The sequence below is a fragment of the Bradyrhizobium sp. USDA3010 genome, from assembly GCF_056429065.1.
Window position 1 is genome coordinate 84,388 of the sequence record NZ_JBWJZD010000030.1, and the last position, 16,984, is coordinate 101,371.

Consider the following 16,984-nt stretch of genomic DNA (forward strand, 5'->3'; position numbering starts at 1 on the left):
CGCGAAATGCCGCGCACCATACTGGCGGGAACAGTTGATTCCTAGAGCCCCGATGGCTCATTTGCTCATGCAAATTCGACACAATCTTGTCGTCCCAGAGAAGCCCTTCTTTGGTCGGAGCCGTTGTGTCGCAAAAACGGCACACTATGTCCAAGGCCAACTGAACAAGGCGAATAAAACTAGAGGTTTTCAGCGGAATGAACGGGGTGCGCCTCAGTTTTGCGGTGGCCGGCCTGGCGGCGAGCGTTGCCGTGGGCGCAGCCATTTGGCCGCACGCCCGGGACGCCGGCACGGTGCTGTCAGCGCGGAACGATCCGGCTGCGCTCGCCGATCTCAGGCTCAATTCCGTTCTGCGCAACAACCCGGCGTTGATATCGGACGATATCGAGGCGGCACTCGCCTCCGGAGATGCCGATCTTGCGACCAGCTTTGTCACGCTCGCGAGCGAGAAGAACATCGCGCTCAGTGATGAACTCACAAAGCGCGTCGGCGATGCGCGTGCCAAGCAGTCGTCCACCACGCATTTCGCCAAGGGATTTGCCACCGGTCTCGTGACCGGCAATGCCGACGATGTCGCAAGCCTGTCCGGCACCGTTGCCGGCGATCTGTTCGTGTTCGGTGACGTCAGGGACGTCGTGCGCGAAGGCAAGCACCTCGTGATGGGCGAGGACACCGACCGACTGGTGCTTGGCCTTGCCGCCGCCGGGCTCGCCGTGACTGCGGCCACCTATGTGTCGGTCGGCGGCGCCGCGCCGCTGCGCGCCGGACTGACGCTGGTCAAGGATACGCGCAAGGCCGGACGGCTGAGTGAGGGGATGATCGAATGGGCCGGGCGCTCGACCCGCGAGGTCGTCGATCAGCCGGCGCTGCGTGAGGCGGTCGCGTCCGGCTCGGTGCTGCGGCCGGCGGAAACTGCAACCGCGATCCGCGCGGCATTCCGCGCCGAGAAGGCCGGCGCGCTGGTGCGCGTCGCCAAGGACGTCGGGCGCATCGGCGAGGCGGCCGGGGTCCGTGCCGCGCGGGACACGCTGAAGGTCGCAGAGAACCCGCAGGAGATCGCGCGCGCCGCCCGCATCGCGGACGTGAAGGGCGGCCAGACCCGCGCGATCATCAAGCTGCTCGGCCGCGGCGCGCTGCTGCTCGCGGCCGGCACATTCAATCTCACCATGTGGCTGTTCGGCGCGCTGCTTGCGCTGTTCGGCTTCCTGTCGTCGATCAAGGCCACTACCGAGCGAGCCACGGCGTGGTGGCTCAGACGAAGCAAGGCGCTGCGCATGAAGCGGCAGATGACCGCGCAGGCCGCGCTGGCGAGTATGCCCGCCCAGGGCTAAGGTTGCGGTCGCCGGTCGATCGCCAATCCCAAATCCCAAATCGCAAGAAAAAACGGAATCGAAGATGCCGAGTTTCCACCACGGCGATGTTGAGATTGCCTATATCGACGAAGGCGCGGGCGAGCCGATCGTGCTCGTGCACGGCTTTGCGTCGAGCAAGAACGTCAACTGGATCTATCCGACCTGGGTGTCGGAGCTCGTCAAGGCCGGCCGTCGCGTCATCGCGCTCGACAATCGCGGCCACGGTGAATCCGCCAAGCCCTACGACGCCGCGCAGTACGAGATCGCGACCATGGCAAGCGACGTGATCGCGCTGATGGATCATCTCGGAATCGCGCGCGCAGACATCATGGGCTATTCGCTGGGCTCGCGGATGACGGCGATCCTGGCGCGTGAAAATTCCGATCGGGTGCGTTCGGCGATCCTCGGCGGCATCGGGATCGGGCTGATCGAGGGCGGCGGTCCCGGCGAGGCCGTTGCGCTGGCGCTGGAGGCGCCGTCGCTCGACGATGTCACCGATCCGGTCGGCCGCACCTTCCGCGCCTTCGCCGATCAGACCCGCTCCGACCGCCGCGCGCTCGCCGCCTGCCTGCGCGGCTCGCGCCGCCTGATGACGCGCGAGGAGGCCGCCGGGATCCGCGTGCCGGTCCTGATCGCGGTCGGCAGCAAGGACGAGATCGCGGGCTCGGCGTCAGCGCTCGGCCGGATCATTCCGGGTTCGCAGGTGCTCGACATTCCGAACCGCGATCACATGCGGGCGGTCGGTGACAAGGTCTACAAGACCGGCGTCATCGACTTCCTGTCGCGGCGAAAATAGCTCGTCGGCATCGTTCTCGACATCGTCCTTGGCATCGTTCTTGGCGAAGGCGCGCGTCGCCGCGATCAGCGCCACGAAGGTCGCGACCCACACCATGCGCGCGCCATAGCGGTCATGGGGCCCCGAGATCACGCCACAGACGGCGGCATTGCCGAGCAGAGCGAGCGTCACCGTGCCCGCCAGCAGCGTCAAATCGTCGAGCCGCCGCTGCCACAGCCCACGGCCGAACAGGATCACGACCAGGAGCATCGAGGCCAGCGCGACCGGCACGTGGATGCGGTTGATCGCGGTGAAGTCGAGGGCCCATTGTTGTTGCCGCGCGGCGCGCATCGGCGCGACCTGCTTGGGAATGTAGCGCTCGATAATGCCGTAGGTGTGCGGGATCCAGCCCGAGGAGCCTTCGCCGGTCGCCACATCCATCAGTTGGTCGGCGGTTGCCGTCAGCGCCGCCTTGGCCTGCCATGTCGGATATTCGGCGAGCGAGCGCACCACGATGTGGCCCATTTCGTCATTCAGTCCCTGAAAGCGGCCGAGCGTGTTGAACATGCTGTGACCCCACAGGAAGTCGTCGGCGGTCGGCGGCAACTCGTCGCGATAGGGGCACAGCTTCAGGTTCTCCTTGGCGCAATGATCGCGCAGATATTGCGCGACGATGCCATCCTGCAGCATGCGGCCGAAGGCGACGCCATAGCCGCCGGGTGTCCAGGCAAGCTGTCCCGACAGCGCGAAGTTCGCTGCCAGCAGCATTACGGCGCCGGTGACAACGGTCAGGCTGCCTTGCACGAGCCCCGCGACCGGGACGCGGCGGCCGAGCCACGGACGCAGCATCCAGCCGACGCAGCAGAGCCCGAGCAGCACCGCGAGCGTCGCGCTGTGCGTGGCGGCGGAAAACGCTGTGAATCCGAACAGCACCGCCTTCTCGAGCGTCGAAATCCGCTCGCCGTGCAGGACGAGGATGTAGAGCGCGAGCACCGAAAGGCCGGCAAAGATGTCGGTCAGCAGCATGCTGGCGAGCCAGGGCAGGGCGGTGGTGGCGATCAGTGCGAGGCTGATCGCGAGCAGCCGGACCGGCCGGGCGAGCTCGAGCATGCGCAGGGTCAGTTGCAGGATCCACAGCGACGCCAGGGTCTGGATGCCGAGGTTGAGCCAGAAGCCCGATGCCTCGCCGACATGCAGGTAGATGCCGAACACCGTCGACCGGCTCGGCACCAGATAGCCCTCGTACCAGCGCGCCAGATAGCCGCCGGTATCCCATTGGAGCAGCGGATAGCCGTTCCAGAAGGCAGGTGCGAGCAGGAGGAGGGGAATGGCAATGGTGGCGATCCAGACCGACCGTGCATCGGTCAGGCGCCCACGTAACGTCCGGGTGTTGATGGTATTTCCCCCCTTTTATTGGGGCCGACCATGCCCAAAACCACACTCGGGACGAAATCCGCCAATAGTTGCAGAAGCACGGCTTGATTTCGGCAAAATCCCGACCAATTCCCCTAGACATCGGCCCGGGGGGCGTTCGGCTGGGGTTTACCGTACCGAGCCTTCCCGGGACGCGCTGGGGTCACCGTGCTATAACGCACATCAGAACAACCGAATTGCGAGAGCAGCTATGGCAGTTCATCAGGTCAATCCGCAGGGGGCGAAGCTGGCGGCGCTCGATCCGATCTGGGATCGAATTCGCGGCGAGGCGGAAGACATCCTGCGCCGCGAGCCGGAGCTCGCATCCTTCATTTATGCGACCGTGCTGCATCATGAGCGCCTGGAAGATTCCGTGGTCCATCGCATTGCCGATCGGCTCGACCACGCTGCGCTGTCGGGCGACCTGATCCGCCAGACCTATGGTGAGGCATTGCGCGATGAGCCCGATATCGGCAACGCCTTCCGCGCCGATCTCGTCGCCGTCTATGACCGCGATCCCGCGACCTCGCGCTTCATCGATCCCTTGCTCTACTTCAAGGGCTTCCACGCGCTGCAGACCCATCGTCTCGCGCACTGGCTCTATCAGAAGGGCCGCAAGGATTTTGCCTTCTACCTGCAGAGCCGCTCGTCGGCGGTGTTCCAGACCGACATCAATCCGGCGGCCAGGATCGGCCGCGGCATCTTCCTCGATCACGCCACCGGTTTCGTCTGCGGCGAGACCGCCGTTATCGACGACGATGTCTCGATCCTGCATGGCGTCACGCTCGGCGGTACCGGCAAGGAGAACGAGGATCGCCATCCGAAGATCCGCCACGGCGTGCTGATCGGCGCCGGCGCCAAGATCCTCGGCAATATCGAGATCGGTCATTGCGCGCGGATCGCGGCGGGCTCCGTCGTGGTCAAGCCGGTGCCGCACAACGTCACGGTCGCGGGCGTGCCGGCGAAAATCGTCGGCGAGGCCGGCTGTGCCGAGCCGTCGCGCACCATGGACCAGATGCTCAACGCGATCGGGCTTTGATTTCACTCGCTTTCTGATCGGTACCGCGCTTTAGCGTGTGCGCAACATCACGTCGCCAAAGCCTGAAAAGGCTCTGGCGATCTTTGCCGTCTCGTCCTAAAACTCCCCCGAAAATCATCGACCCGATTGGAGACGGCTGTGGACGTTCAGGAAGTCAGGAAGCTCGACGCGTATCTCAAACGCGTGTTCAGCAATCCCAAGATCCGCGTGGTGCCGCGGCCCAAGAAGGACGACTCGGCCGAGGTTTATATCGGCGAGGAGTTCATCGGCGTGCTGTTCGTCGACGACGAGGACGATGATCGCTCGTTCCAGTTCCAGATGGCGATCCTGGAAGAAGATCTGGGCGAGCAGGGCTGAACGGCCTGGTCTCGGCGCGTCATTGCGAGGAGCTCGCGACAAAATTGCAAAGCAATTTTGCGCTGAAGCGACGAAGCAATCCATATTTCCGCGTTAGCGGCTCGATGGATTGCTTCGCTTCGCTCGCAATGACGGGGAGCTACCCCTTCGCGCTATGCATCTGCGCGGAGAGGCGGTTCATCGCGGTGGCGATGTCGCGCCATTGCGCCAGCCAGCTGCGCGGAAAGCGGAAGGTCAGGTCGGCGCCTTCGATGCGCTGCTCACTCAGGCACATGCCCGGCGTCGACGTATCGCGGGTGCAGCGCGCGATCAGCTGCGGCTCGGTCGCGGTGAACAGGTCCTCGCCGCCATAGGGCGTGCCGTCGCGGAACGCGCGTGCCGTCAGGCCGTCATCGGTGTTCGCACGCTCGTCGAGATAGCTCGGATAGATCGTGCGCAGCCGCATGTCCGGCGCGAGTGAATCGTGATGTGCCGCGATCGACACGAAGATCCTGTCGATCGGCTGCACCTTGTCCTCGACCGTATCGGCGCTGTAGTGCTTCGGCGCGGCAGGCGCCTCCAGCGACGGATAGAGGAAGCTCAGATCGACGCGCTCCTGCGGCCCGGAGTGGCGCTGGATTTTCATGCGCACGGCCATGGTCGGCACGTTGAACAGCGTGCCGCCGACGCTCACCGGCAGCCGCGACGGATCGCTCGGCGGGACGGTGGTATAGGTCGGCCACAGCAGATAGGCGACGAGCGCAATCGCACCGGCCGCGATGACTGCCGAGGCGATGATCGGAACGAGATGCGCGCGCGGATTGCGGCGGGTGTCGCGGGCGAGATGCTGGGCGGTCGAGAGAAGCGTCATGAGCGAGGCAAACAGCAGGTCGGGAGTGGCCGAATCACCTGCCGAATATGCCACGTGACGCGGAATTTCCGTACGATTCCAATGGAATCCCGCAGCGAATGGTCATGCGCAAACGCCGTGCCGGGCGCCCCCGGTTAACCCTTCCTTAAGGATGATGTGGCGGCCCGCCGCCAATTCTGCGAAGCAGGGTGAGTGGCCTGTTGCGTAGCGGAAGTTCCGATGTCGCCTGATACCTTGAATTCCCTGTTCTCGCTCTTCATCGGCTTCGCGCTCGCCGGCGCATTGGCCAGCGGTTATCAGGCGATGGCGGAGCGTCCGGCCGGCTTCGGCCTGCTGCAGGAGGGCGTGGCGCCGAGGACCTTCGCCGCCGTTCCGTTTCTCGTCTTCGCCGCACCCTTCATCATCATGCGCAACACGCTGCGCGGTGCGCGCATCGAGCGCCGCCGTTTCGAGTTCGTGATGATGGCAACCGTCATCTCCGGCTTCTGGAGCCTGATGTCCGGCACCTTCTTCGTGATGACGCTGCGCGCTGCGGGCGTGATCGGGTGATCCGCGCTGGATCCTGATCCGTGTCCGGATCATGATCGCGCTTGCTTGAAACCATGTCGGCCGCTGTGCCAAGGTCGTCCTGACGAGAGCCTCGGTTCTGATCAATCAGAACCGAAAACGCTGCAGGGAGACCTTCATGGCGATCTACGAACTCGACGGGCAGGGGCCCGATCTTCCCGCCGACGGCAGCTACTTCATTGCCGACAATGCCGTCGTGATCGGCAAGGTGCGCCTCAAATCCGCGGCGAGCGTCTGGTTCGGCGCCGTGCTGCGCGGCGACAATGAGTGGATCGAGATCGGCGAAGGCTCCAACGTTCAGGACAATTCGACCCTGCATGTCGATCCCGGCTTTCCCCTGACCATCGGCAACAACGTCACGATCGGCCACAACGCGATCGTGCACGGCTGCACGCTGGAAGACGGCGTGCTGATCGGGATGGGATCGATCGTGATGAACGGCGCGCGCATCCGGCGCGGCAGTGTCGTCGGCGCTGGCTCCGTCATCACCGAGGGCAAGGAGTTTCCGGAAAATTCCCTGATCATCGGCGCGCCCGCGCGCGTGGTGCGTACGCTGGACGCCGCGCAGGCGGAGGCGTTGTCGCGGCCGGCGAAGTCCTATGCGATCCGTGGCCCGCAGTACAAAGCCGGACTGAAGAAGATCGGCTAAGCCCTTCAGCGCTTCCGGCCCTGCTTGCGTGCGCCCTTCGCTATCGCCGGGCCTGGCCTTGCCGCCTCCCGCGGTCTCGCTGCTTCCTGCAGTCTTGCGCTCTTGCGCAGCGCATCCTTCAGGTCGATCGGAATACCGTGCTTCTTGAGGAGGTCGGCGAAGGCCTCGTCCGCGAGCTCCTGCAGCGTCGCCATCCGGTCGCGCCCAAGCTGCTTCAGCTTGTCGAAAGTGTCGTCGTCAAACTCGATCAGCTTGCGCAAATTGCATTGCTCCCAAACTGTATTGCCCCAGCGCCTGTGGGAACCGGCGTTTTGCGGACCCGTTGATGTCCGCAAGGGAGAATTGCCATGCGCAAATTATCCGTCACCGTCGCGTCAGCGACAATCGCGATTATGCTGGCACCCACGGTTACCATCGCCCAAGGCACTGGGAGCGGTATTGGGAGCAGCAGCCCCTCGTCAGCCAGCCCGACGTCGCCGCAAGTCGCGTCACCGCCGCCCGGCACCAACAGCGCCGGCACGGCGCAATCCTCCGGCCGGCTGAACGCCGGTGAGGGCGTCACCACCGGTTCGGCGTCGAGCGAAAGTTTCGACAAGGCAATCGCCGACGAGAACAGGTCGGTCGACCACCGGCTCAAAGGCATCTGCCGCGGCTGCTAACTTTTGACGGCCGCGCTTGATGAACGCGGGTCGCGCAGAAGTGAGCGCGACATCGGCGCGCGGTCGAAGCCGCGGTCTTACATTGGGTTAGCATACGCGGGACGCGGCGGAGGAGGCTTGCAAAGAAAAGCCTTGGAAAGAGGAGTAACGGGTGATGTTGCGTAAAACGATGATTGCCTTGCTGGCGACGGCCACGGTCGGCCTGTTCACGGTCGATGCCGCGTCGGCTCGAGGTGGTTTTGGCGGTGGCGGTTTCCACGGCGGTGGCGGTTTCCACGGCGGTGGTGGCTTCCACGGTGGTGGGGGCTTTGGCGGCTTCCACGGTGGCGGCGGCGCTTTCCGCGCCATGGGCGCGGGCGGTGGCTTCCGGTCGGCTGCGATCGGTGGCGGTTGGCACGGCGGCGGCTGGCATGGTGGCGGCTGGCACGGCGGAGGCTGGCATCGGCGCGGCTGGGGCTATCCGTTCGCGGCGGCCGCGATCGGCTTTGGCCTGGGCTACGGCGCCTACGATTACTATGACGGCTACTACGGCAACCCGTACTACGCCGGTTACGGCTACGATGACGGGTATGGTTACGGTGACGGCGGCTGTTATGTCGTGCGCCGTCGCATGCTGACGCCGTATGGCTGGCAGGTGCGACCGGTGCAGGTTTGCAACTGAGATATCTGCTGACGCATGGCCGGTCCATCGGATCGCCATGCTGATGATCTTGGAATGATCGGCGCGGCCTCGGTGTCTTGATGCCGGGGCCGTCGCGCATTGGTACGCTGCTTGCAGCGCATTAGGGCAGTCTGTGTGTGAACGCGTCCCGAAAACAAACGGTCCGGCTGCGATTGGAGCCGGGCCTCAGAGGATATCAGAGATGCTGACCATTCCTGATCTGACATTGCTGTTCATGGTTGTTGTTTCGGGCCTCGCCATCGCATTTGTCTACATGCTCCATGAGCTCGAGCCGAAGCTTGCACGGCTGCGGCAGCGAAGCGATCGCATCCTGCGCGACCGAACCAAGTAGGCGGTAACGCGGATCGCTGCGGCTTCAGCGGCAGCGATGTCGCGCGTGCAGAGCCGTCACCCGAGCATGCCGTGTTTCCGGGGTGGGCAGTCCAGAGACCGGGATTCGCGGTCCCAAAAAAACAAGGCCGTCGACGTAGTATACCGTCAACGACCTTGCCAGCCCCGGATATTGAAATCGGCTCACGCCATCCGGTGGTTTAAGGATGACTCGGATTCGAAGTCGGCTATGTGAACCAGTTCACAAAGTTCCGGATTAATTCACGCTAACGGGCACTCATACGGGGCTGCCGCCGGCAGGCCTGAGCCGAAAAATTCCACCTTAGGTCCTGATGTTGTTCGGGATTTGGCGCATTTTGATGGCCGCGCTGGTGACGGCGCCCGGCGCCTTCGGTCGTCAGCCGCCGCGCGGTCTTTGGCGCTTCCGATTGGCGCTCCGGGTGGCCTTCGACCGCTTGCGGGGCTCGGGCTCGGCGGCCGGCTCATTGGCCTGCGCACTCGCGAGCGACTGGCGCAGGCCCTCGACCTGCTCACTCAGTGCGGCGACCTGGTCGGAGAGCTTCTTGGCGTCGGCCTGCTGCGCGGCGAACTGCTTGCGCATGCTCAGCAGCTGGTCCTGCACCTCCTGCAACTGGTCGATGGATTCCTGCTGGGTCACCTCCATCCCCTTGGTCTTTTCAACCAGGGCCTCGGAGACCTGCGCGGTCCGCGCCTGCAACTGACGGACGGCGACCATCCGGTCGGTCTCCGGCACGTTGCCGCTGAAGGCGCGCCACAGCGCGATCGAGCCGATCCCGAACAGCACGAGCACCAGCGCCACGGCGCCGATCGCGATCGGCTGCACGCCGATCAGGCTGCTGGCCTGTGCATTCCGGGGGGCAAGTTCGACCATGCGACCAGAACCGGACATCAATTGAAAGGTCCCGAATAGCACAACCGCGATGCGGGCAAAACCCCCGGGGATTCAAGCAGGTGGCGCGGGGAGTGCAAAACTCGCCGCAGATTCCGGGGCTGCCGCCTCAAAACGGGACTGTCCGGCGCGCGTCCGGTGGCTCAGCCTCTGGGCGCGATCAGGCCGACCCTCATGTCCTTCGCCAGATAGATGCACGCGCCGTCGGCGAGCACGCGGCCGTCGGCAATGCCCAGCACCAGCCGGCCGCGCCTGATCTGACGCATGTCGACCTCGTAGCGCACGAGCCTGACGTCCGGCGTGATGTGGCCCCTGAACTTGACGATGCGGTCCATCATCAGCATCGGCGGCGCCGGCAGCTGCGCATTGCCGGGGCCGAAATAGCCGCCCGCGCTCGAGCGCAGCAGATCCGGCCTGCTGTAGGACGATTGCGGCGTGTGAAAATCATGCGGGTTGAACAAGATGGCCACCGACCTTGGGGTTATAGTTGAACATTAGAAGCGGCTGCGCCGCGCGGCTTTTGGCTTCACCGGCGGGGACTTCGCAGTCAGGCGCAGCGCCGCGGCCATGAAGGCCCAGATGTCGCCGGTCAGCCTTGCCGGATCCGGCCGCCGGTCGGCGGTGAGCGCGCCGATCAGCGCCTGGCGGATGCCGCCGATCATCAGCGCAATGGTGAGGTGAGGGTCGAGGTCACCGGGTACGATCCCGTCGCGCTGCGCGGCCTCCAGCATGCGCGCACCGGCTGCAAGCTGGCGGCTGGTGAAGGCGGTCTCGACATCAAGCACTTCGGCCGCCCGGCTCAGCGGTCCGATCACCAGGGGCGCAAACGGGTGCTCATAGTGAAAGGCGACATAGGCGACGATCCGTTGCTTCTCCCGGTCCGCCCAGTTGCTGGCGGACAGCCTGGCACCGCTGAAGGCCGCCTCATCCAGATCCTGATAGAAGTCTTCGACCACGGCGGCGATCAGGCCGGCCTTCGATCCAAAGTGGTGATAGGCGAGCCCGACCGAGACCTGCGCCCGTCTCGCGACGGCCTGCATCTCGAGATGCCCTTGGCCTTCGATCAGCTCCTCTTGGGCTGCGGCGAGCAGCCGATCGCGTGTCCCCTGGCCCGTCGCGCCCATCGTTTGTCCATGGCTAAATTGAATTCAATTCAATCGGGCGGATGCTGGGATGTCAAGTCGGGGGCGCCGGCTGGCCGAGCGTGCCGGTGCAGGGGATGCGATGGCGTTTGCGATCAAGACCGAGATTGGGGAACCGCGGGCGAAGGCGTTCATCTTCACCGCGCAGAAGACCATGTACGGCGGCAAGCTGATCGCGACCGACGACATCGTGTTTGTGTTCGCGAGCGAGAACGAGGGCGGCAACGGCCTGATCGCACGGGCAGTGGTGACCTCAGCCGAACCGGTGCCGCGCAAGCTGGATGTCGCCAGGCAAACGCCGCGTATCAGCATCGCGGTCAGGCGTGTTGCGCTGGTGAAGCGGCCGCTGGGACGCGACGCGCTCAAGCGCTTCAACGATTGGGACGACGGCCGGCCCGAGACCGAGCTCAACTTCAAGTTCTATCGCCAGGCCACCAACAAGATCGTCGGCATCACGGACGAGACGGCGGCGTTCCTCGATCGGTTCTTCTGATCGGCGGCCACCGTGTCCCTCAAAAAGTTGCGGCCAGGCTTTGGGGGAAGCCTGGCCGCGCGCGAACCGGTCTGGGACGGGGAGGGGTGGGGATGTGACCGGGTCGCGAACTCGATTCCTCGTTGCCGCTCAGCGCGAGCTTGCGGTCGAAACTGCGGGGCGGTTGTCGCCGAGCGAGACCCACACATTGGGATCGCTCTGCGATTGCCGCTTGACGAAGCGGTAGCCGGTCTCCGTCCAGGCGACGATGCTCTCGTTCTGGTTGTCGAGCACGAATTCGCCCTTGTCGGTCTTCACCGTCAGCACCGCGTGGCCTTCGCCCTTCTTGTCGCGGACCACCGTGATCAACAGCGCCTCGCGCGGCCAGCCGGCATCCATCAGCATCTTGCGCTTCAGGAGCACGTAGTCCTCGCAGTCGCCGTAGCCGTCTGATGGCAACGACCATTTCTCGATCACGCCCCAATGATCCATGTCGGTCATCGGCTTGATGGATTCGTTGACCCACTTGTTGACCCGCACGAGGTCGCGCCAGGCGGTCTGCGACAACACGATGTCGCGTGGTTGCGTCTTGCCGCCGCGGCACTCGGCGGGATTGTCGGCGCAGAATTCGACCCAGCCGATCGGCGAACGCGCAACGTCACCCAGGCTGGCGTAGACCACGTCGCCGGCCTTGGCCGACACGCACGTCGCAAACAGAATGGCGGCAACCGCCAAACCTTTCCCCTGTCCCCTGAACCCAAACATCGTGGCCCCCGTTCTTCTTGTTGGGACCACGTTTCGCACAAAGCTTTTGCGCCGCCGCTAAGTGCGCGAAGTAGATTTGACGCGAATACTGGTAAAAGCTGCGGCGAATTCGATCTTTACTTGAATCGAATTCGCGTAAAATTTGAAACATCTGCAATTGATTCAAATTTTATCTATTAACGCGGCAAACGCTGCGCCTGCACGGTTTGTTTCCTCAAACGCTCCGGCTGTTAACCGCCGATTTTGCTGCGCCAAACGCGCCGAAGGCGGCCACCGGTGTACCGGAGGCCGCCTTCGCGGGCTGAAAACGGGGGTCTTGAGCGGTTGTTCGCTTTACCTCGCGGTAACGCTCTCTTCGAGCGTTTCCGCCGACTGCTCGTGGACGAACTCGAGCGCGAAGCCTTCCTCGAGATTTCGCACCACGCGGGCCTGCACCCTGCCGAGCATCACCAGCGACTTCAGCGGCGGGCGGTTCTCCGCGGCGATCGCAGCACCGGACAGCGAAAGGTCGATGATGCGGCAGGTCATCCGCGAGCCGTCTTCCTGGGTGAGCAGGGCGATCGGGTTGCGCGGCACGATACGGTCGTGGCGGCGATCCTCGGGCAGATTGAGGATGTCGCGGTTGGCGAGCCAGGTGAGCTGGGCGGCGAGCTTGTCGCGCTTGCGCGCGGTGGCGCCGATCGTCATCGCAAAGCCGTTGTCGATGATGCGGGTGATGCGGCCCTCGACCCTGCCGATATGGTCGAGATAGGCGATCACGCGGTCGCCGACATTGCCGATGCCGGGCGCCAACAGCGCGAGGCCGCCCGGGGACATGTTGATAATCTGGCAGGGAAACTCGCGCCGGTCGGGCAGCATGTAGCGGCCGAGCAGGTGCACCTTGACGCGCTGGAAGCGTCGCCGCTCCTCGGCAACGGGGACGGCGGTAGTTTTCTTTTGTGCAAACGACATCACAACAAACCCGGCCACCGTCCATTCGGAGCCCCGACGACCCTAAGGCTGATAGGGTTAACGGGGCGTTACGGTTGTGAAAGGGAACCCGGACACGGAGCGAGAGCGGCAAGCGAAGTCCGCACGGGCCGTACCCAGGGGCGTTAGGCACATTCAGATGCCGCGTCAGGTTCTCCGAACCATCGCGCCGCGGCTTGGGCAGTCTCCTCCAGATCCGGCGCGATGTCTGTGGCCCAAGCCACAAAGCCATCGGGACGCACCAGCACCGCGCACAAGCCCAGCCGATCCCCGGCATCGCTCGTGACATAATTGATCCGCCCACACCAGCGATCGGCCAGCGCGCGCAGAGGAGCGTGCCGCTCGAAGTCGAGCAGCAGGCCGCGCCCATCTCTGAGCAGTTCGCCGAGCCTCGTTCCGCAGGCGAGCTCGAAGTCGGGCGCGCTACGGCCGACCAGCGGATGGCCGCCGCCGAGATCGTAGCGCAGCGAAACGCCCCACACGCGTTCGGCAAAATATGTCGCGCCGTCGGGCGTCGCGATCAGATCGCGGATGATGGCTTCGAGCGCGCGCGAGCTGCGGCTCGGCCGCATCAGCGCAACCTGCGCCCGTGACCAGTCGAGGATCTGCGCGCCCACCGGATGCCGTTCGCTGCAATAGCTGTCGAGCAGGCCGGCCGGCGCGTCACCGCGGATCGTGGCGGCGAGCTTCCAGCCGAGGTTCATCGCATCGCCAAGCCCGAGGTTGAGCCCCTGGCCGCCCAGCGGGGAATGGATGTGCGCGGCGTCGCCCGCGAGCAGCACGCGTCCCTTCCGGTAGGCCGTCGCCTGACAGGCGCGATCCGTCCAGGTGGTGGCAAGCTGGAGGGCCGTCAACGTCACGTCGGTGCCGGAGACGCGGCGCAGCACCGCCTGCACATGCTCGCGCGTGATTGCTCGGGTGCGGTGGAAGGCGCCGCCGTCGAAATCGACCATCGCGATGGTGCCGGGGCGCGTGTACGTATACACGCCGGTCGGCGTGTAGTGGCGGCCCGGACGGAGCGTATCCGGATCGGCAATCTCGACCTCGACCGAATAGCCGGTGAACTCGGGATCGGTGCCGACAAACTCAAAGCCGCCGCTCTTGCGCACAATGCTGCGGCCGCCGTCGCAACCGACCAGCCAGCGTCCATGAAACGTCTCGCCGCCGGCGCGAACGATCACGCCGTCATCCGACTGATCGAACGCCTCGACGGCCGCGCCGCGCCTGATCTCGACGCCCATCGCGATTGCACACGCGGCGAGCGCGGATTCGAGCGTCTCCATGTCGACCGCCATGCTGGTGCCGGCCGGACCCGGCAGCCGATAGGACCATTTCGAACTGTCGATCTCGTCGTGATAAAACTGGATGCCGGCGAAATGGCCGGCCGGGCGGCGCGGCTGCCGCATCCAATGCGCGCCGTTCGATGCATTGCGGCCCAAGCTATCATTCGCGCGCTGCGGCATCGCGATCTCGTTCAGCATCCCGCGGCGATAAACGGCCTCGATGCTGGGCGCCGAGAGGCCGCGCATGCCGAACGGCAGCCGCTTCAACGGCGAGCGCGGGTCCGTGGCCTGCTCCAGCACCGGCACCGAGCACCCGGCAAGCCGCAGCTCGCAGGCAAGCAGCAGGCCGACCGGGCCGGCGCCGGCGATTACGACATCATGGGGAAGGGGGTGGTGGTTCTGCATGAACTGCTCCTTTGTCGATGTTCGACCGGAGCGGTTCGTCGGGTTGAGAACCACACGGACGAACAATGGACGCTTGGGTAGCGTCCGGTGTTCGTCGTGGGGATCTCATGCACGAGGCGGGAGACCAGAGCTTTCGATTCCGAAGGGACTTCGTTTCGAAAGGACTTGGGCTTACCAAACCAAGTCTGCCTTTTCCGACACGGGCGATATAGCGGCATCGCGACCGCTCGGCAATGGCGATCCATGCGTGCAGGTTATGGGAACAACGCTGGGCCGCGATGTTCCGGTGCGACCGCATCGGCGCTATCAGGACCGCCGACGCGGCGGGCTACTTGGCTTCCTACTTGGCTTCAGCGTCCATGGCCGGTTCGACCGGCTCCGCCGGTGGCTCAACAGTCACGGCCTTTAGCACCTTGCGCTTCGCCGCGCGGATCTCGAGCTGCAAGGGCGGCTGATAGGAGCCGGCTGGCGGCTCGAACATGAAGCCATGGTGGCCATCGCCCTTGTTGAGCTTGAGCAGATCCTTGCGGAACTGATCGGCGACGACTTCGGCCACATGATCGCCGTTGAAATAGATATCGATCGTGACCCGTTTGTCGGGGTGCTGGTCGTACAGGGCCCAGCCGGCGATCCGGTTCTCGTTGAAGACGTCGACATGGCCGGTGACCTCGCCCGAGAGGCTCTCGATGCCGGCTTCGATCACCTCGAGGTCGCTCTTGTAGATCGATCGCGTGACGTCGAAGCTGAAATGCGCGGTATCGACACATTGGTCGAGCAGGTTCTGCCGATGCTCCTTCATTCGTTGCAGCGTGTCCAGCTCGCCCAGCTTGACGTACATGCCGACGATACCTTCGATACCAGGATTCATGGTGTCGTTCCCCGCAATGCTACAAGCCTGTTGGCCCTCAGTTGCGTTCACAATCAACGGCTCTTTGCGATGCTTCCTTGCGGAAAAATACTCCCGTCAAGACTTGAAGCGCGTCGTCCCGCCAGGGCCTGTCATGAAGGCCTTCATGACAGGCGTTCATGACATCCCGATCGTCCTGACCTAAAGTCGGTGCGGCCGAACCCGGCCCAATGACAAGGACAGGGAGAGCGAACCGATGGAGCAGATCCGCGTCTGCACGCATGACGGACCTGGAGCCAAGCCTGTAATCCGGACCGTGCCATGGCCGGATGTCGGCAAAAAGGCGGCCTTGATCAAGGTCGGCGCCTGCGGCGTTTGCGGAACGGACCTGCACATCCTGAAGGGACACTGGCCGAAGCCGCTGCCATGGCCGTTCACGCTCGGCCACGAGCTCGGCGGCGTGATCGTCGAATGCGGCCCGGAATTCACCGAAGACTTCATGAGCAAGCCGCTGCAGGTGGGATCGAAGGTGATGATCCCGCCCTTGATGCCGTGCGGCCGCTGCTATTACTGCATCCATTATCCCGAGAGCGCCAACAAGTGCCTGACGCCGGTGTATTACGGCCGCTATCTCGGCTTCGACAAGGCGCCGCACATGTGGGGCGGCTGGGCCGAATATGTCTACGTCGATCTCGACATGCTGCCCGGCACCAAGATCTACAAATTGCCCGACGACATGTCGCTGCGGCTGGGCGCACTCTCGGAGCCGTTGACCTCCTGCATTCGCGCCTTCAACCGCGCCACCCGTGCCGGCGGCTTCAGCTGGGGCGACACCGTGGTGATCCAGGGCTCCGGGCCGATCGGCATCCTCGCGGTCGCGGCCGCGCAGGAGATGGGAGCAGGGCGCGTGATCTGCGTCGGCGCGCCGGAGACGCCGCGGCTGGCGCTGGCGCGCGAGTTCGGCGCCGAGGCGACCGTCGATATCGAGCAGCTGAAGACGCCGGAGCAGCGCATCAAGGCGGTGCGCGATATCGTCGGCGGCTTCGGTGCCGACCTCGTGATGGATTGCTCGGGCCATCCGACCGCCGGCCCAGAGGGCATCGAGATGCTGCGCGACGGCGGCACCTATGTCGAGATGGGGCAGTTCACCGACGCCGGCTCGATCAATACGTCGTGGCACCGCATCTGCACCAAGGACCTCAACGTGCTCGGCTCCTGGGGCTTTACCGGCAACGACCTGCCGCTCGGCGTCGACATGCTCTACCGCACGCGCAACAAATATCCGTGGCTCGACATGCAGACGATCTATCCGTTCACCGAGGACGGCGTCGCGCGCGCGGTGGCGGACGCGATGGCGATGAAGACGGTGAAGTCGACCATCGTGCCGTGGCCGGAGCTGGTCGGATGAGGCAGGCCCATGGAAGCGTCGCTATTCCTGTTGCAGTGCTCCCAAGGAATGCCGACCGCGGCGCCGCCGGGGATGGCCGTGATATCGCTCGCCGGGACGGCGGCCCGGCG

The 16,984-nt window shown here is 64.7% G+C and carries 20 protein-coding genes and 1 pseudogene; 11 read left to right on the forward strand and 10 right to left on the reverse strand.

Translation table 11 applies throughout. The features are described from left to right. Positions 1-197 precede the first annotated feature (197 nt). Together AC066Y_RS33305 and AC066Y_RS33310 are read left to right on the forward strand one after the other, a co-directional pair. The gene (locus tag AC066Y_RS33305; RefSeq protein ID WP_478277573.1) at positions 198-1,331 is read left to right on the forward strand and encodes a hypothetical protein; all 1,134 of its coding nucleotides are present in this window, start codon (positions 198-200) and stop codon (positions 1,329-1,331) included. A 64-nt stretch (positions 1,332-1,395) separates the two neighbouring features. After that, positions 1,396-2,148: an alpha/beta fold hydrolase gene (locus tag AC066Y_RS33310; RefSeq protein ID WP_478277574.1), complete on the forward strand. Its 753-nt coding sequence runs from the start codon at positions 1,396-1,398 to the stop codon at positions 2,146-2,148. Positions 2,149-2,181: 33 nt separating this feature from the next. On the opposite strand, the pseudogene AC066Y_RS33315 reads toward AC066Y_RS33310, so the two are convergent. Further along, positions 2,182-3,522 (reverse strand): annotated as a pseudogene (locus tag AC066Y_RS33315) (hypothetical protein); the annotation flags it as partial. A 229-nt stretch (positions 3,523-3,751) separates the two neighbouring features. On the opposite strand from AC066Y_RS33315, the gene cysE reads away from it, so the two are divergent. Then, the gene (gene cysE / locus AC066Y_RS33320) at positions 3,752-4,579 is read left to right on the forward strand and encodes a serine O-acetyltransferase (RefSeq protein ID WP_092115182.1); all 828 of its coding nucleotides are present in this window, start codon (positions 3,752-3,754) and stop codon (positions 4,577-4,579) included. Between the two features lie 138 nt (positions 4,580-4,717). Beyond that, positions 4,718-4,936: a DUF3126 family protein gene (locus AC066Y_RS33325; protein ID WP_050406403.1), complete on the forward strand. Its 219-nt coding sequence runs from the start codon at positions 4,718-4,720 to the stop codon at positions 4,934-4,936. Between the two features lie 139 nt (positions 4,937-5,075). Here the strand turns inward: AC066Y_RS33325 and AC066Y_RS33330 are convergent, their stop codons facing one another. Then, positions 5,076-5,786, reverse strand: a complete 711-nt coding sequence (locus AC066Y_RS33330) for a hypothetical protein (RefSeq protein ID WP_478277592.1) — start codon at positions 5,784-5,786, stop codon at positions 5,076-5,078. A gap of 219 nt (positions 5,787-6,005) precedes the next feature. On the opposite strand from AC066Y_RS33330, the gene AC066Y_RS33335 reads away from it, so the two are divergent. Then, a complete protein-coding gene (locus tag AC066Y_RS33335) occupies positions 6,006-6,335 on the forward strand; it encodes a DUF6949 family protein (protein ID WP_092115175.1) in 330 nt (109 codons plus the stop codon). 136 nt (positions 6,336-6,471) lie between these two features. Further along, positions 6,472-7,002: a gamma carbonic anhydrase family protein gene (locus AC066Y_RS33340; protein ID WP_092115174.1), complete on the forward strand. Its 531-nt coding sequence runs from the start codon at positions 6,472-6,474 to the stop codon at positions 7,000-7,002. A 5-nt stretch (positions 7,003-7,007) separates the two neighbouring features. Here the strand turns inward: AC066Y_RS33340 and AC066Y_RS33345 are convergent, their stop codons facing one another. Continuing rightward, positions 7,008-7,262 (reverse strand): hypothetical protein, encoded by a 255-nt coding sequence (locus tag AC066Y_RS33345; protein WP_478277575.1) that lies wholly within the window; start codon positions 7,260-7,262, stop codon positions 7,008-7,010. Between the two features lie 87 nt (positions 7,263-7,349). On the opposite strand from AC066Y_RS33345, the gene AC066Y_RS33350 reads away from it, so the two are divergent. From AC066Y_RS33350 to AC066Y_RS33360, 3 genes are all read left to right on the forward strand, one after another. Then, positions 7,350-7,661, forward strand: coding sequence for a hypothetical protein (locus tag AC066Y_RS33350; RefSeq protein WP_478277576.1), 312 nt, complete (start codon positions 7,350-7,352; stop codon positions 7,659-7,661). A 154-nt stretch (positions 7,662-7,815) separates the two neighbouring features. Next, the gene (locus AC066Y_RS33355) at positions 7,816-8,322 is read left to right on the forward strand and encodes a hypothetical protein (protein ID WP_478277577.1); all 507 of its coding nucleotides are present in this window, start codon (positions 7,816-7,818) and stop codon (positions 8,320-8,322) included. A 202-nt stretch (positions 8,323-8,524) separates the two neighbouring features. After that, on the forward strand, positions 8,525-8,674 hold the full coding sequence (locus AC066Y_RS33360) for a hypothetical protein (protein ID WP_478277578.1): 150 nt from the start codon (positions 8,525-8,527) through the stop codon (positions 8,672-8,674). Positions 8,675-9,070: 396 nt separating this feature from the next. Here AC066Y_RS33360 and AC066Y_RS33365 read toward each other — a convergent pair whose 3' ends face one another. The 3 genes from AC066Y_RS33365 to AC066Y_RS33375 form a co-directional block, all read right to left on the reverse strand. Next, positions 9,071-9,565, reverse strand: coding sequence for a hypothetical protein (locus AC066Y_RS33365; RefSeq protein ID WP_478277593.1), 495 nt, complete (start codon positions 9,563-9,565; stop codon positions 9,071-9,073). Positions 9,566-9,726: 161 nt separating this feature from the next. Then, positions 9,727-10,044, reverse strand: coding sequence for a hotdog family protein (locus AC066Y_RS33370; protein WP_478277579.1), 318 nt, complete (start codon positions 10,042-10,044; stop codon positions 9,727-9,729). A gap of 33 nt (positions 10,045-10,077) precedes the next feature. Then, positions 10,078-10,707, reverse strand: a complete 630-nt coding sequence (locus tag AC066Y_RS33375) for a TetR/AcrR family transcriptional regulator (RefSeq protein WP_478277580.1) — start codon at positions 10,705-10,707, stop codon at positions 10,078-10,080. Positions 10,708-10,756: 49 nt separating this feature from the next. On the opposite strand from AC066Y_RS33375, the gene AC066Y_RS33380 reads away from it, so the two are divergent. After that, positions 10,757-11,218, forward strand: a complete 462-nt coding sequence (locus AC066Y_RS33380; RefSeq protein WP_478277581.1) for a hypothetical protein — start codon at positions 10,757-10,759, stop codon at positions 11,216-11,218. 129 nt (positions 11,219-11,347) lie between these two features. Here AC066Y_RS33380 and AC066Y_RS33385 read toward each other — a convergent pair whose 3' ends face one another. From AC066Y_RS33385 to AC066Y_RS33400, 4 genes are all read right to left on the reverse strand, one after another. Then, positions 11,348-11,962 (reverse strand): transglutaminase-like cysteine peptidase, encoded by a 615-nt coding sequence (locus tag AC066Y_RS33385; RefSeq protein ID WP_092115167.1) that lies wholly within the window; start codon positions 11,960-11,962, stop codon positions 11,348-11,350. Positions 11,963-12,295: 333 nt separating this feature from the next. Then, positions 12,296-12,913: a PilZ domain-containing protein gene (locus AC066Y_RS33390; protein WP_456655071.1), complete on the reverse strand. Its 618-nt coding sequence runs from the start codon at positions 12,911-12,913 to the stop codon at positions 12,296-12,298. A 143-nt stretch (positions 12,914-13,056) separates the two neighbouring features. Then, positions 13,057-14,619, reverse strand: a complete 1,563-nt coding sequence (locus AC066Y_RS33395) for an FAD-dependent monooxygenase (protein ID WP_478277582.1) — start codon at positions 14,617-14,619, stop codon at positions 13,057-13,059. A 340-nt stretch (positions 14,620-14,959) separates the two neighbouring features. After that, the gene (locus AC066Y_RS33400; protein WP_478277583.1) at positions 14,960-15,487 is read right to left on the reverse strand and encodes a hypothetical protein; all 528 of its coding nucleotides are present in this window, start codon (positions 15,485-15,487) and stop codon (positions 14,960-14,962) included. A gap of 235 nt (positions 15,488-15,722) precedes the next feature. On the opposite strand from AC066Y_RS33400, the gene AC066Y_RS33405 reads away from it, so the two are divergent. Further along, positions 15,723-16,874 carry a zinc-binding dehydrogenase gene (locus AC066Y_RS33405; protein WP_478277584.1) on the forward strand — a complete coding sequence of 384 codons (1,152 nt, stop codon included), beginning with the start codon at positions 15,723-15,725 and terminating at the stop codon, positions 16,872-16,874. Positions 16,875-16,984: the final 110 nt, after the last annotated feature.

Excerpts from the sequence above, each read along its gene's own strand:
- AC066Y_RS33305 (WP_478277573.1), top strand. The coding sequence starts at position 198 with ATGAACGGGGTGCGCCTCAGTTTTGCGGTGGCCGGCCTGGCGGCGAGC.
- AC066Y_RS33310 (WP_478277574.1), top strand. The coding sequence starts at position 1,396 with ATGCCGAGTTTCCACCACGGCGATGTTGAGATTGCCTATATCGACGAA.
- cysE (WP_092115182.1), top strand. The coding sequence starts at position 3,752 with ATGGCAGTTCATCAGGTCAATCCGCAGGGGGCGAAGCTGGCGGCGCTC.
- AC066Y_RS33330 (WP_478277592.1), bottom strand. The coding sequence starts at position 5,786 with ATGACGCTTCTCTCGACCGCCCAGCATCTCGCCCGCGACACCCGCCGC.
- AC066Y_RS33335 (WP_092115175.1), top strand. The coding sequence starts at position 6,006 with ATGTCGCCTGATACCTTGAATTCCCTGTTCTCGCTCTTCATCGGCTTC.
- AC066Y_RS33340 (WP_092115174.1), top strand. The coding sequence starts at position 6,472 with ATGGCGATCTACGAACTCGACGGGCAGGGGCCCGATCTTCCCGCCGAC.
- AC066Y_RS33350 (WP_478277576.1), top strand. The coding sequence starts at position 7,350 with ATGCGCAAATTATCCGTCACCGTCGCGTCAGCGACAATCGCGATTATG.
- AC066Y_RS33355 (WP_478277577.1), top strand. The coding sequence starts at position 7,816 with ATGTTGCGTAAAACGATGATTGCCTTGCTGGCGACGGCCACGGTCGGC.
- AC066Y_RS33360 (WP_478277578.1), top strand. The coding sequence starts at position 8,525 with ATGCTGACCATTCCTGATCTGACATTGCTGTTCATGGTTGTTGTTTCG.
- AC066Y_RS33365 (WP_478277593.1), bottom strand. The coding sequence starts at position 9,565 with ATGGTCGAACTTGCCCCCCGGAATGCACAGGCCAGCAGCCTGATCGGC.
- AC066Y_RS33375 (WP_478277580.1), bottom strand. The coding sequence starts at position 10,707 with ATGGGCGCGACGGGCCAGGGGACACGCGATCGGCTGCTCGCCGCAGCC.
- AC066Y_RS33380 (WP_478277581.1), top strand. The coding sequence starts at position 10,757 with ATGTCAAGTCGGGGGCGCCGGCTGGCCGAGCGTGCCGGTGCAGGGGAT.
- AC066Y_RS33385 (WP_092115167.1), bottom strand. The coding sequence starts at position 11,962 with ATGTTTGGGTTCAGGGGACAGGGGAAAGGTTTGGCGGTTGCCGCCATT.
- AC066Y_RS33390 (WP_456655071.1), bottom strand. The coding sequence starts at position 12,913 with ATGTCGTTTGCACAAAAGAAAACTACCGCCGTCCCCGTTGCCGAGGAG.
- AC066Y_RS33395 (WP_478277582.1), bottom strand. The coding sequence starts at position 14,619 with ATGCAGAACCACCACCCCCTTCCCCATGATGTCGTAATCGCCGGCGCC.
- AC066Y_RS33400 (WP_478277583.1), bottom strand. The coding sequence starts at position 15,487 with ATGAATCCTGGTATCGAAGGTATCGTCGGCATGTACGTCAAGCTGGGC.
- AC066Y_RS33405 (WP_478277584.1), top strand. The coding sequence starts at position 15,723 with ATGGAGCAGATCCGCGTCTGCACGCATGACGGACCTGGAGCCAAGCCT.